Source organism: Paenibacillus sp. FSL H7-0943, from assembly GCF_037963265.1.
GTDB lineage: Bacteria > Bacillota > Bacilli > Paenibacillales > Paenibacillaceae > Paenibacillus_AQ > Paenibacillus_AQ odorifer.
The window spans coordinates 1,753,460-1,767,246 of the sequence record NZ_CP150148.1 but is presented as its reverse complement, the minus strand read 5'-3'; the positions used below and the strand labels follow the sequence as shown (position 1 = coordinate 1,767,246).

General features: G+C 47.4%; 9 protein-coding genes. 1 reads left to right on the top strand and 8 read right to left on the bottom strand.

Going from position 1 to position 13,787, the window contains the following annotated elements:
• Positions 1-2: 2 nt before the first annotated feature.
• Genes NSQ55_RS07715 through NSQ55_RS07680 form a run of 8 tightly spaced genes read right to left on the bottom strand, consistent with a single transcriptional unit; the run spans position 3 to position 11,494 of the window.
• Entirely contained in the window at positions 3-1,274 is a 1,272-nt protein-coding gene (locus tag NSQ55_RS07715; RefSeq protein ID WP_339172414.1) for a hypothetical protein, read from the bottom strand.
• 27 nt (positions 1,275-1,301) lie between these two features.
• Entirely contained in the window at positions 1,302-2,111 is an 810-nt protein-coding gene (locus NSQ55_RS07710) for a polysaccharide deacetylase family protein (RefSeq protein ID WP_339174437.1), read from the bottom strand.
• A gap of 21 nt (positions 2,112-2,132) precedes the next feature.
• Complete coding sequence (locus NSQ55_RS07705) at positions 2,133-2,840, bottom strand: DUF1961 family protein (protein ID WP_339172411.1); 708 nt, start codon at positions 2,838-2,840, stop codon at positions 2,133-2,135.
• Positions 2,841-2,867: 27 nt separating this feature from the next.
• Positions 2,868-5,495, bottom strand: coding sequence for a hypothetical protein (locus tag NSQ55_RS07700; protein ID WP_339174434.1), 2,628 nt, complete (start codon positions 5,493-5,495; stop codon positions 2,868-2,870).
• Positions 5,496-5,533: 38 nt separating this feature from the next.
• Positions 5,534-7,948 carry a helix-turn-helix domain-containing protein gene (locus tag NSQ55_RS07695; RefSeq protein WP_339172409.1) on the bottom strand — a complete coding sequence of 805 codons (2,415 nt, stop codon included), beginning with the start codon at positions 7,946-7,948 and terminating at the stop codon, positions 5,534-5,536.
• Between the two features lie 51 nt (positions 7,949-7,999).
• Positions 8,000-9,586: an extracellular solute-binding protein gene (locus NSQ55_RS07690; RefSeq protein WP_076220261.1), complete on the bottom strand. Its 1,587-nt coding sequence runs from the start codon at positions 9,584-9,586 to the stop codon at positions 8,000-8,002.
• A 34-nt stretch (positions 9,587-9,620) separates the two neighbouring features.
• Positions 9,621-10,505, bottom strand: coding sequence for a carbohydrate ABC transporter permease (locus NSQ55_RS07685; protein ID WP_076130713.1), 885 nt, complete (start codon positions 10,503-10,505; stop codon positions 9,621-9,623).
• Positions 10,506-10,522: 17 nt separating this feature from the next.
• A complete protein-coding gene (locus NSQ55_RS07680) occupies positions 10,523-11,494 on the bottom strand; it encodes a sugar ABC transporter permease (protein ID WP_339172405.1) in 972 nt (323 codons plus the stop codon).
• 264 nt (positions 11,495-11,758) lie between these two features.
• Here NSQ55_RS07680 and NSQ55_RS07675 point away from each other — a divergent pair, with 264 nt between their 5' ends.
• Positions 11,759-13,750 (top strand): beta-galactosidase, encoded by a 1,992-nt coding sequence (locus tag NSQ55_RS07675; RefSeq protein WP_339172402.1) that lies wholly within the window; start codon positions 11,759-11,761, stop codon positions 13,748-13,750.
• The last annotated feature ends 37 nt before the right edge of the window (positions 13,751-13,787 follow it).

Below are 13,787 nucleotides of genomic sequence, written 5' to 3'. Positions count from 1 at the left end.
CTTCACACCGTTATTTCTCCACCGGGATACAGCGTCGAGTTGTACAATCTTTTAGGCTGAGGTAACGATTTCTCAGAGGCACAGGTACTAATATCTATCCACTCGCTTGAATATACCGTTGCGGACTCATCATTATAAATTACAACCTGTTCCCTGCCACATCCCAGAAGATCGCCGTGAACGGCATAACCTTCCTCCTTGAATTCAGCTACAACCCGCATATGTCCATCGTACAAAGCAGGATATACTCCGCCTCCCCGGCGGTACGCGAGAATATAATCCGGAGAACCCGCTTGCCAGTTGCTCACGGCTTCAACTATAGTCAGCCAACCGTCGCTTGTACGTTCTTCTTTCCAAAGTTCCTTGCCATTACAGTCTAGAAGAAACAACGCATCCTTGCCCTTCAGCCCTTTGCCGTCATCTTCGCGGATCATTCGGTCCAGCCCGGCAACCTGAAGGCCAGGCAGTTCAGGCCGGAATCGGCCTAACGCCAGATGCTGTGACTCGATGGAGCCATCATAACGCCAAAGCTCTTGTCCGTCCCGGTCATACATCACCGTTACGCTTCCGCCGACAACCAGTTCAGGATAGCCATCTCCATTCACATCGCCAACCCAAATACAGTCCGCATGGTCGTCAAGATCATGGCAGCTCCATAATAAATCACCTTTAGAATCAAGCAGATCATAACCTGCCATCACTTGATCCTGTCCATTTCCATGAAGATCGTAAACCCACGGATAATGTCCTACATTGCCTTTATGCGTCCATAATAAATTGAAATCCTGATCCATGGCCCACAGTTGATGATAACGGTCCTTCAGAATGATGTCGGAAGCGTGTTCTTGCCCTGTTAGATTGGCGATGATAATACAATCATGTGCATGTTCAGCAGGTAAGTCGTATATCGACTTAACCGTTCCTGTTGAACCTTCAAGAATATGAAACCGTCCATCCATTACACATAATACTTCCAGCGCCCCATCACCATCTAAATCATAAATTTGCGCTGGATAGTCCGAGCCTTGGCTGCCAGCGTCAGGATCGGGTGTGCCCACCTGCCACAGCAGCTTGCCATCCATATCAAAAGCAGTCAGGCATTGCACCTGATGGGGAATATAACGTACATCCTGGCGATTATCCGGCTGAACCAGCAGCATTTCCGCACGTCCATCCCCATTCAGATCGCCAATAAGCATTTTGCAGCGTGGACCGGCAGCGGAAATATCTACTTTTGCCAGCTGATAGACTAATTGTGTGTCCTTCGTTTTCATTAGAATCCTCCTGTCTTCTCTCTTCGATTAGATCTCTGGGAAACGGACGGTTTGTCCGCCTGCTACTTCTATAATCACACCGTCGATTTCCAGCCAGACAGATACCGCTCCCGGATTATATACAAAATCCCGAGCAGCGGAGAAAATAAGGGCTTCACAAGCCTTCATATAATGAACGAGTTCAATATTTGTCGCGTACCAGATTTCCTCTAGTCCTCCCACTGCTTCACAGAAGCTTTCCATCAGCTCCCAGTTATTATCGTTATCAAATTCATAACTATGGCCCCACACATACATCAGATATAAATACTGCCGTTTATGCAGCTTCACGAACTGCTCCGCATGCTCCAGCAAATGATCATTATGATGGCAAGTCCCCCGCCATTCCAGCCAATCCTCCGGCAGCCCAAAGCCGCCGCCAGTGGTCTGTACCACACGGGCATATTCCATGCCTAAATGAGGCAAAAGCTTCTTTATCTCCTTGTTAAAGGAACCGTTAGGATAAGACATTCCCCGTATCGGCACCTGGAGCAGCGTCTCAAAACACTTTCGATCCTCCATAATCTCATGGATGATTTGCTCCTGCGGACAACGGGCCATCGTCGGATGGTGTTGCGTATGAACAGATACCTCATGTCCCTGGTACAGCTCAGTTATTTCATCTGCCGCAATACGATCACCTTCACCCAGCAGGCCAGAATTGAGATGAAATGTTCCTCTAATCCCATGGCGGTTAAATAGTCTTACCAATCTTTCGTCAGCCCGTCTGCCGTCATCATAGCTCATTGTAAGCGCCTTATGTCTGCCTTCAGGGTAACAATAATAAATAATAGACATCAATCTGAAGCCTCCTTCGCATTACTGTCCAAAAACCGTCAGATTTGAGTATTCAGCCATCAGGGGTGCCATCTGTCGGAACCCAATTTTCCCACCTGTCAGTAGCGGCCCATAGGTTTCACCATCATCTATCCATGTAAAAATCGGCAGTTCATTGATTGCAAAAGACAGCATAGGACCACGCTTCACCACTAACATCCGGTAGGGCTCAGTCATGTCGCTGACGTCCGGAAGCGGATCAGCTGCCTGCGCAACCAGATGAAAACCATAGCTTTTACGCAAATTACAGGTATGAAATTCACGTTCTTCCACCCAACGCCTGCGAAAATACGAGATATGATACGTATCTATCTGCCCGTGATGGTATTGATCATATTCACCCGTACGGCGAGCAAGCGTGGAATCAAATAAATCCTTCCCACCCTCTCCTTTGGCCGCGATAAACAAAATCGCCAACCCCGGCTCACGCAATGGGCGGAAATTCCAAGATACGGCGAGGTCTGCCGGGAACTCTTCTGGACACCAGAGAACGACATTTGCTTGTTGTCCGGCCTCGGCATGGATAGTACTCTCCAGTCTCATTCGCTGCAAAGGGAAGGAAACCGCTCCCGCTCCCTCCATCTGGAATCCAGCGATATCACTAGTTGAAGCGAGGGGATTATGGTAGATTGGTTTCCATGCTTCAGGGATCAAACCACCTATACCCGTGTCCTGCATCGGCCTAGCCATAAAACATTCCTCCCCACAATGAAGCCTTTAATTCGCGCGTTCCGGTAAAGCACTACCGATTAATTCCAAGGCAATGATCGTATTTAAAGACCACTGCGAGGCTTCATTTGTATTCATCCAATCGATCTCATTTAACTCAGTCATATAAGTGACCCGATCAGCTTCCTCCTGTAGATTCACACAACCAAACGGATTCTCCAGCAAAATCGACCAGCACCGCTCTGCCGTCGCTGGATCCTTGCGGTAATATGCTCCATATGCAGCAATGGCTACGCTGAGTACAGGATGCTCAAAACGGAGTTTTCCTGAAATCAACCCTCCCGTAAATGCGTCCTTCTCTTCTTGTGGCAAATTATAAAATACACCGAACTCAGCCAGCATATCTTCCCAGTCCGGGTCCTCCAGCATTGCCGCCAGCTCGAACCACACCTGCGGACCTCCCATGCTAATCGCTAGATGACGCCCCCAGTTATCGTCGCCCATTCCCGACAATAGGCCAGTTGCCGGATCATAACCATATGTGGGACCAGATAATAGCCGTAAATTTGCCCTTTTGATACAATCCATGCCTGATATAATCTTGTCACGATAAGCGGTATCCTCGAACCGCTCCCAGCGGGTCATCCAATTAGAGCTAAAGGCCGCCCAGTCCGGACCGACCCTAACATGAGTCGGGAATTCATCCTTCGGAAAATACGCCCGCATCGGGTCCAGAGTAACTGTTGAATAATCAGCATCCTTTACACTGTCCATAATATCGCCGACCCGCTCGTCTCCGGTCAGATAATAATAGTAGCGATGCAGACCCGCCATGGCGATACGAGCCTCTTTGCAGCCGCAGCCCCAGTGGATGACATTATGCCGCGAGCCTAGTCCGGCGTATTCGCCAAAATGATATACATCTACCTCACTCGTATGCCTGGTCATAGCTTCGGCCATACGGAACACATCCGCTCTCCCGGACCGGAGAAACGTTACCCACAACCACATATTTGGCACCAGCTCGGAATTCTGCCAGGCGCAGCCGCCAAGATCATAGTTCCATACATGTCTGACCGGATCGTAGCTGTGCATGAAATCTCCATAGTCCCAGAATCCATACCATTTGCGCTGCTCGATCTCTTCCTGGTAAAAGGAGATGATCCCGTCCAGCCGCTCTTCCAGATATGCCTTGGCTGGCGTGCTCCGATCAGGCAAACTCCAGAAACCAAAAGCACCCGCTTCATGATAATAAGTTGGTTCGCAAACCAGCAATGAAGGTTCTTCAGCTTCTGCCTGCATCCGCTGCAACAATTCAGGCCCGGGAGTCTGCGCCGTACACCAGAATGTTAGCTCGCTAGTATTAGCGATACCAAATGGAGTGGCCCGTAATTCTTCTGCACCTTCATACGAGGATTCCACATGTGTTTTCGTATCATAATGCCGCAAGTCCATAGCTGCCGCATCAGGTGACCAGAACCAGACAGTAAGCGCTGCCGCGTCAGTGGCAGTGGAACCAATCTCCATTCCTGCCGGATGCTTACGCCAGAAATTCTTCATCCCGATTGCTAGCCCTCCGCCCTCTGCCCCAACATAACCAAGCCCACCTGCCCGGCGGCCTTCTGCTGCCTTGATCCAAGCGCAGCCATCCTCTGTCCGCTTCCAGATCCCATAATGCTCGGAAGAATCTTGAACCAGCCGAAAGCTGCCCCAAGTGGCGGAGTCATCCAATAAATTAAGGAAATAGGCATCCTCTTCTGGATTAAATTTCACAGCACATCCTGCTACCTGATCGAGGAATAAATCACGGTACTTACCTTTGGTTCGCCGTGTATGCAACGTCTTAGGAGACTCGCTAAACAAGCCGCTATCTCCGGCAAAACGAACATGGCGGTTGTAAAGAGGTCCACGCAGCGGCACTGTGAATTCTATTCCCAATCCTTTAATAAAATCCTGCTGTGGATTACCGTCATAATGAAACGTATGAACTAATCGAATAGACTCCAGCCCAGCATAAAAATATAAACGTAACGTATAGGGAAGCCACTCACGAGCACTGTGCGAAGCTTGGTGAAGTCCATCTAGCTTCACCACTGCGCGAACAGGTCCGCCCTGTTCAAGGATGGCCCTTAACGTTCGTCCTGCGAATCGCTCCTCACGTATGCTCAGGGTGCCAGCACCCTCATCTCTCTGTTCACGTATACATACAAGCTCGCCATTACTGCATACTTCGGTTCCTTCCGTGTCCGCCGGATTTCTGCGCACAATACTGCGGATAAGACCCTTCCCCTGCTTGTTAACCGTGCAAATAATAACACCTGTATCTATAATGAAAGCTTCCTCTGTTTCCTGCACAGTTAGTCGCTCTGTCACTTCCGTAGCTGGAGTCGCTTGATTTATTGTCATTGTCACTAAGGAATCCTGCTGAATATCCGAATTTTTGTTTACTACCGAGTGCGTGGACCATTTGATGCTCCCGTCTGGCCAAAAAGCTGCTGGCCAGCTTTGCAGCGGCACATGCTTTTCGTTCTTCGGCATACTTAAGCAGAGATTCTTTAACGATTCCCTGCCGAGCGCTCCTTTTTTCCAAGGAACCCCCCAGGTAACACCCACATCAATAGCGGGCTTTTTTAGCCAATGCAGGCCAATCGGCAGAGCCGTAGGCACAACAACCATCTCCTTCATACGTTCTTCGCCGCACGTCCTCTTTACTTTTAAAGAGCTTCATTATTATGGCTTAGTTCTCTATAGCGGCTTGGAGTTATTCCCTCTTGTTTCTTAAAAATCCGGTTAAAATAGCTATGCTGATAACCCACTTGTTCAGCTACATCGTTAATTCGCAGCGAGGTATCACGCAGCAGCTCCTTGGCTTTATCAAGCCGTAATTCGGTCAGATAATCGATGAAATTTTTCCCGGTGACCCGTTTGAATGATTTACTCAGTAAAAATGGGCTGATCCCTGTATAATCCGCACATCCATCCAGCGAAATATTATCCATATAATGCTCATTGATATACATCATGGCATGCTCAATCGTCCGTTTGATTCCGGCATCAGAACGCTCACTCAGCTCCGTCAGATACGGTGCGACTACCTTTTCCTGAAACCAGGCAAGGATAAGCTTCGGCTCATGAATTTGCGACAGTGCCGCGTACAGATTAGCCCCTTTGAACAGTTGGTTTGGATGAATGCCTGAGACCATAATGGCGTGCTGAATACTGCCTAACAAATGAAGCATGCCCTGCTGCACATCAATCACTTTTGCCCCATTGGCACACAGTGCCTCCAGAAATTCCTCCAACAGCCGGTAAGCCTCTTCCGCTTCTCCTGTGCGCAGGGCCTGAATCATTCCGCGCTCCAAAGTGAACGAATATTGCGGTTCAGGCGTACTTTGCCCCTCACGATCCAGTAGCTCCATATTAATAATCTGGTTCTCACCACCAAACTGGCGATAACTAGCGGCTTGCTTCGCAGCCTCGAACGCTAGCGGAATACCGGATATCCTTCCAACCGGTGCACTAAACGCCACTGTTACCCTCATTTTTAACATGCGATTAATCGTTCCTGTCAGTTCTTCGCTAAAGGCTTGCACCACTTCCAGCGATGGATTCGCAACGGGTTCGATAAGAAGTAATCCTGCCGTGAGATCATGGAAATTGATAATATCAGCCTGCTTAAAGTGCTCGGCAGACAATTCTCCGATAATATTGACGGCGGCGAATGATACAAGACTTTCATCACCGTTGCGGAACTTCCCCTCCTGGCTGGAGATGCCTGTAAGCTGAATATAAAGAATAATATAATGACAATCCTCTACTTCCCACTTAAAGCGCCGCATCCGGCTTTGCAGATCCTGCTCAGAATAAGAATATAAATACCCCTGAAACAGCTGATGCAGAAAGCTTTCTTTCACATGTGGAAGCTGCTCGGAAAGAGTGTACTTCAGGGCATGGCTCTCCCCGTGCAAGTTCTGCCAATGCCGTTCAATCAGAATGAACTCATCCTCCCTACTCGCAGCCGCCGCTTGGTCAGGCAACAAAGTCTGCAGCAAACGTCCTATCGGTGAATAGATTTTACGGGAAGCAAACCAAGACAGAATCGCCGCCAGCAGCAAAGCACTAAAGCTAACTAAAAATATCAGTCTTGAAATGAAGACGACAGGTGAAGTTATGCTGGTTATCGGTGAAGCGGACACATAGAGCCAGTCTGCGGAGAGTCGGGAAAACTCACCGTAAGTCACTGCATATGTAGCCTTACCCCAGTCGAAGAGAAAAGAGGACTCAAGATTTGACTCATGGTTCGCGCCCCGTTCCACAATCTCATTATGCAATGCGGTAAGTAAGGGAGAATCCTCGGCACTGTCTCCAGCAGATACGTACAAATCCCCCGTCGTCTGCAGCAAAAATGTCTCGCCGCTATTATAAGGTGTCATAGTTCGTAGCATCGCAGCTACTTTCTCCGTATCCATGCGGAGCAAAAGAGCCCCGAAGGGCTTCAAGCTTCCGCCCGGAATATGATGGATAAGCGTTAATTCTTTGACATTTGGTTTATTGGGATCGAATGCCCACTGCGTCCAATAGGTGCTTTGTTCAGTATCAATCAATTTGTCATATTGACCAGAAACCATGCTGGAGTCAATCGTGCCATATTCGGGATTAAATAGTAATGGATGATCTCCTGATAGATAGAGTTCAACGTTACTCGTCATCGTGTTCGAGCCCTGCATCACTACGAGTGTCTTCGTAATATCCCAAGCCCGCTCATGATCCTGAATAAAATCAAGGCCATTCAAGCTGTAATCAAACTTGGGATCAAAAGCCCAATGTGCCAGCATCAGCTCCAGATTGGACAGCTGATCATCAATATTAGCCGCCCGCTGTTCAATCTGCCTGTTATGCATCTGCAGCAGCTCGCTCTCCAGGCGTCCCCCTGCCATCCAGTAGACAAGCGCACCAATAATAAACCCCGGAATGGATGACACCACCAGCATAATGATCAGGTTTTTCCGATAATACCGGCCTTTACAGCCTGACCAGCCTTTTGTATAACGCTTCCATTTCGCCACATTTCTCATCACTATGCTCTCACCAGCCGAATCGGATAAATTTGAAGTGCAATCGAACCACATTCGTTTTGCTCCTCAGATCCTTTCCAGCCGGATAAAAGCACTAGGAAGGATCTATTGGTCAGCCTTAGCGTATAATTCGTTCATTTCCTTTACTAAATCATCTCCACCTGTTTTTCTCCATACGTCAAATGCGGATTTCAATTCAGCTTCATCAATTTGTCCTACAATATACTTTATGCGTGCATCGTTAATTACATTGTCGAGTTGAGCACCCTTTTGCGAATATACTGTGGAAATAAAGGCCTCTGCCGGATTAACCACGATGGAAGCTTCATTTGCCTTTTGAACTTCAGTTTGTTTAAGGCGCAGCGGCGTTTGTGCTACAGTCTTGGACTTATCCTCAGGAATATAAGCCAATATTTGGTTTAGACCTTCCACTTCTGACTCCACAAGTACAGTGTCTTTGGAGCGTTCAATAAAACCATCCACCATAGTGTAGTGAGTACCTTCCAAACCAAAACCTAACATCGTTTGTAATTCCGGATTATTGATTTGATCTAGAAAAGCCAGTACCCGTTTCAGTTCTTCTTCGCTCTTCACAGATGATTTTGGAATAGCCAGCATGCCCGAGAAACCAGAGGTTGGCAATGTGTGTAGCTTGCCATCCGTACCTGTTACGCCCCCGCTTACATCTACATAATGTTTATCCGGTTCGTCTTTGCCTTCTTTTTCTAGCGCAGCGTGAATTTTATCATCCACCCGGGCGCCTGTATCGACCACATCGACGATTACCCCTGCCTTATTGTTCACGATCGGATCTGTCCATTTGGCACTGTCCATTACAGCAAAGTCGGAGTTGATCAATTTCTCATCATACAGCTTCTTCATGAACTTAAGCGCTTCCAAATATTCTGGATATTCATGCTCAGGCACCAGCTTGCCATCTTGCACGCCCCATTTATTCGGTGTTCCAAACCATAACTTAATGGTATCAAAACCGCTGGCCCACTGGCCGCTCCATTTGACAAGCACCATGCCATACGTATCCTCTTTACCATTGCCGTCTGGATCTTTTTCCTTGAACGCTTTCAGCATATTGTAGAAATCATCCACCGTCTGCGGTGTTTGCAGCCCCACCTTCTCCAGCCAATCCTTGCGGAAAACCATACCGTTACGGCCGAGTACACGCCCCCGATAGATCCCGTAATTCTTCCCATCAATGGCCGAGTTTTTCAGAATAACCGGGTTCGCTTGGCTTAAATTCGGATAATCCTTAAGGTAAGGCCCTACTTCCCAGAATGCACCCGATTTGGCAGCGTTCACAAAACTAGAAGCCTTAACATCCCCCACGTAGATAATGGTCGGCAGCTTCCCAGAAGCTAGCGTAATATTAAATTTATCTGCATAAGATGCGTTCGGGACCCACTCAAAGTGGATTTTTGTATTGGTCTGTTTCTCCAGTTCAGCAGCAACCGGACTGCCATCCTTCGGATAATTTGTTTTGAATATCGGCAGCATGAGGGTCAGATCCAGCGGGGACTCGCTTTTCTCTTCTCCAGTATTACTACTCCCCTCACTTTTGCTGTTAGAACCTGCAGATTCATTACCTGAGCAACCTGCAACAACAGTTGTAACCATCATAGCCACAAGTAAAAGTAACAACCAGCGCTTCTTTTTTACCGAACGATTAGCTTCCATTATTATACCTCCAAATTGGAATAAGTTAAGTTTGCTATCCTTTAACAGAACCCAGCATCACCCCTTTAGCGAAATGTTTTTGCAGAAATGGGTACACACATAAAATAGGTAGAGTACCTACTACAATAACCGCCATTTTAATCGACTGCTCCGGTGGCTGCACAAAGCTCGGATCCATAGAACTCATATCGCCAGCCGCAGATTGGGACAACATTACGATCTGTCGCAGCATCACCTGCAAAGGCCATTTTGTCGGATCCGTAATATAGAGCAGTGCCGAGAAGAAATTGTTCCAATGTCCCACAGCATAGAACAACGTAAATGTAGCGAGAACCGGTTTGGATAAAGGAAGGACTATCTTCCACAACAAGCCCAGCTCAGAACAACCATCAATACGCGCCGCTTCTTCCATTTCTATAGGCAGCTCCTGAAAAAAGTTTTTGACAATAATCAGGTTAAAGGCGCTAATTGCTCCCGGTAAAATAAGGGAATTGAGTGTATCCAGCAAATGCAGTTCCCGAATGACGAGATAGGTTGGAATCATTCCTCCACCAAACAGCATCGTAAAAATAACAAGGTTGAGTACCAAATTACGGCCCATCAGATATCGTTTTGCCATCGGATAAGCCATAGTTACCGTGAAGAATAAATTAACGACAGTTCCGATTACCGTAACATAAATAGAAACCCCTATACTGCGCATAATCGTATCTGTTGAAAAGATAAATCGGTAGGCGTCAAATGAAATCGTGGTCGGGATCAGGAATACGGCACGTTTAGTAATTTCCGCATCTGTAGCGAAGGAGCCCGAAACCACAAAGAGGAAAGGGAGAATCGCTACGATTCCAATAATCCCTAAAAATATATAATTGAATATATCAAATGCAGTTCCACCCGTACTCTTGTATTGTTTGGCCACAGCAAGCTTCTCCCTTCTCAATAAAGTCCAGATTCACCAAATTTTTTGGCGATCCAATTCGTCCCGAGCACAAGCGTCACACCGATTATTGATTTAAATAATCCAACAGCCGTGCTGTAACTAAAAGCTCCCTGGGTAATCCCCAGTGCGTATACATAGGTATCGAACACCTCACCTACTTCACGATTAAGAGCATTCATCATTAAATAAATTTGTTCAAAACCGTTATCCAAAATCGTTCCCATCCGAAGAATAAGTAAAATAACGATAGTACTGCGGATAGCAGGCAACGTAATATGCCAAATCTGCCGCCACCGGTTCGCACCGTCTACTACCGCAGCCTCATATTGCTCCACATCTACACCGGCCAGCGCTGCCAGGAATATAATTGTCCCCCAACCGCACTCCTTCCAGATCGTCTGGAGAATAATCAATGGACGGAACCAGTCGGGATTAGCTAGAAAGTCAATTTTCCTGCCTGTATACGTATACAAAAACTCATTTACAGTCCCGCCTTCCGTAGTTAGAAATACATAGCTCATACTGGCCACAATGACCATGGATATAAAGTGCGGAACATAAATCATCGTTTGTATCGTCTTTTTATAGAAGGAAAGCCGTATTTCGTTTAGAAGCAGTGCCAGAATAATCGGCGCCGGAAAAAAGAAAATCAAATTATAAAACGATAACAATAACGTATTGCGCAGCAACATAAAGAAATCGGGATTCTGGAAAAAAACACGAAAATGCTCAAAACCTACCCATTCACTTTTCTGAAAACCAAGAAACGGCTGGTAATTCTTAAAAGCCAGCAGCACGCCCCACATCGGAACATATTTGAAAACAAGAAAATAAAGGACTCCAGGGAGCAGCAGAATATATAACCATTTATCACGTTTAAAACGTTTCCATCTTCTTACCCGGATATTTCGATAGGTCTGCGGCTTTGGCTGTTGTTCTGCAGTTCCCGGAACTGTTACGTGCTTCATCCTGTTCACCTCCATTTGTCATGTACAGCTCGCGATTACTGTAGCCATGGATTACTGCAATCACCCTTACTGCGACTCCTATTATGCTGCTAGTGATTTTTTCCAGCAATCGGACTTTTTTGAACGCTCTATATAAGCTAAAAATCCCATTTTATCTAAAAAGTCCAAACCGCGCAAAAGTTTACTATTGTCCGTAAGACATTAAGCACCTATGATTCCAAGTGATGATTTCCAGCAAATGTTTGCCTTAAAGGAGGAACTGAATTGAAGAACAAGCTATACTACGGTGCTGCTTGGTATCCCGAGCTATGGAGTGAAGAGGTGCTTGAGCAGGACATCCTTCTAATGAAAGAAACGGGGATTAATATCGTACGAATCGGAGAATTCATTTGGTCTGCTTTGGAGCCAGAAGAAGATAAGATTGATATCGGGCCCGTCGTGAAATATATCGAAAGGTTACATAGAAACGGAATTGACACAGTAATGTGTACGCCGACACCTACACCCCCCATCTGGCTTACTCATGGACATCCTGAGCGCTGTTATGTGGATGAAAGCGGAACGGTAATGGGACATGGAGCACGGCAGCATATCTGTACGAACAATCCTTATTTTCGTGAGCGTGCAGCCATTATTACGGAGCATATTGCCAAGGAGACCGGAGCACTGCCGGGGTTAACCGCCTGGCAGCTCGATAACGAATTCAAAGCGCATGTGGCGGAGTGTATGTGTGAGACCTGTAAAGGCTTATGGCATATCTGGTTGCAGCAGCGCTACAGCTCCATTGAAAGGTTGAATGAGGCATGGGGAACAGCCGTCTGGAGCCAAACTTATCAACGTTTTGATCAGGTGCCACAGCCAGGACCCGCACCTTTCCTCCACAATTCATCCCTGCGGACGATGTATCGCTTATTTTCAATGGAAAAGATCGCTGAATTCGCCGATGAGCAGGCTGATATTATCCGCCGCCACTCCACTGCGCCAATTACCCACAACAGCAGTGTCGCTTTTCATCTAGATAATGAGCGGCTATTTCAAAATCTCGACTTTGCTGCCTACGACACCTATGCCTCACAGGAAAATATGCATGCTTATCTGCTTAACTGTGATCTGTGGCGAAATTTCAAGCCGGGAAAAGATTTCTGGATAATGGAGACCGGACCCTCGTTTGCCGCATCTCTAGTCAGTTTTGGTGTGCCCCATCCGAATGGATATCTGAAAGCAGAAGCAGTTGCCGCCTATGCGCTGGGTGCAGGTGCATTTTGCTATTGGCTCTGGCGCCAGCATACTTCCGGAAGTGAACAAACGCATAGCTCGATCCTTAGTGCCTGGGGAGAACCAGCTCTAGGGTACGTTAATGTGCTGGAGGCCAATCAAGCACGGCGGGAAATTGAACAAATTATGCTCTCCACCCGGCCCCTTCGGGCAGATGTTGCGATTACCTATTCGGACAGAACCAAAGCTTATCTCGCAACTGAACCTCATCGGAAGCTAAATTATCGTAGTCTGCTGGGCGATTTCTACAAAAGAATTCTTCATATGGGCATTCACAGGGATCTGCTGCCCGAAGGCGGAGACTTAACCGGATACAAGCTGTTATTCACTCCGTTCGTACATTATTTGTCCCCCGAGTATGTGCAAAGTGCCCTGGCCTTCACAGCAGCTGGCGGGATTTGGATTGTCGGTCCTCTTACCGGAGGACGAACGAAGGAGCATACCCTTCACACGAATGCCGGACTTGGGGAATTGGAGCGGTTAGCAGGCGTCAAAACTAAGTTTACCTATCCGCTGGAATCAACAGGCACGATTGGACACGCTTTTGGGGTATCTGCTCCCTTGTCCTTGTGGAGTTCTGTTTTTGAACCCGTTTCAGAGTCCGTTTCCAGTATCGGAATGATTACGGAGGGGGTGACGCCGGGGTTGTCCTTCCTGACGGAGCAGCCTTACGGACAAGGCACTATTGTTATGCTGGGTTCAATGCCTGCCGGTGAAGAAGGCAACCTAATGTTATGTAAACTCATTGATCATTATGCAGAACGTGCTGGTGTTACCCTACGCAGTGATGTCACTAAGGGAACCCTTGTCTGCCCTAGAAGCGATGACCAAGCTGCCGAAGTCTGGACCCTTGTAAATATGGATGGACACGGGGGAAGTCTCACACTCCCGCGGGACGGACATGATGTTCTCTCAGGCAAATCCGTGGCCTGCGGCCCCCTCTCCCTTGGTGCATATGAGTACCGAGTAATCCGGTTATAAATACTTATCCTTGCAGCATAAAAAGCCGCTAACTCCT

Excerpts from the sequence above, each read along its gene's own strand:
- NSQ55_RS07715 (WP_339172414.1), bottom strand. The coding sequence starts at position 1,274 with ATGAAAACGAAGGACACACAATTAGTCTATCAGCTGGCAAAAGTAGAT.
- NSQ55_RS07710 (WP_339174437.1), bottom strand. The coding sequence starts at position 2,111 with ATGTCTATTATTTATTATTGTTACCCTGAAGGCAGACATAAGGCGCTT.
- NSQ55_RS07705 (WP_339172411.1), bottom strand. The coding sequence starts at position 2,840 with ATGGCTAGGCCGATGCAGGACACGGGTATAGGTGGTTTGATCCCTGAA.
- NSQ55_RS07700 (WP_339174434.1), bottom strand. The coding sequence starts at position 5,495 with ATGGTTGTTGTGCCTACGGCTCTGCCGATTGGCCTGCATTGGCTAAAA.
- NSQ55_RS07695 (WP_339172409.1), bottom strand. The coding sequence starts at position 7,948 with ATGTGGTTCGATTGCACTTCAAATTTATCCGATTCGGCTGGTGAGAGC.
- NSQ55_RS07690 (WP_076220261.1), bottom strand. The coding sequence starts at position 9,586 with ATGGAAGCTAATCGTTCGGTAAAAAAGAAGCGCTGGTTGTTACTTTTA.
- NSQ55_RS07680 (WP_339172405.1), bottom strand. The coding sequence starts at position 11,494 with ATGAAGCACGTAACAGTTCCGGGAACTGCAGAACAACAGCCAAAGCCG.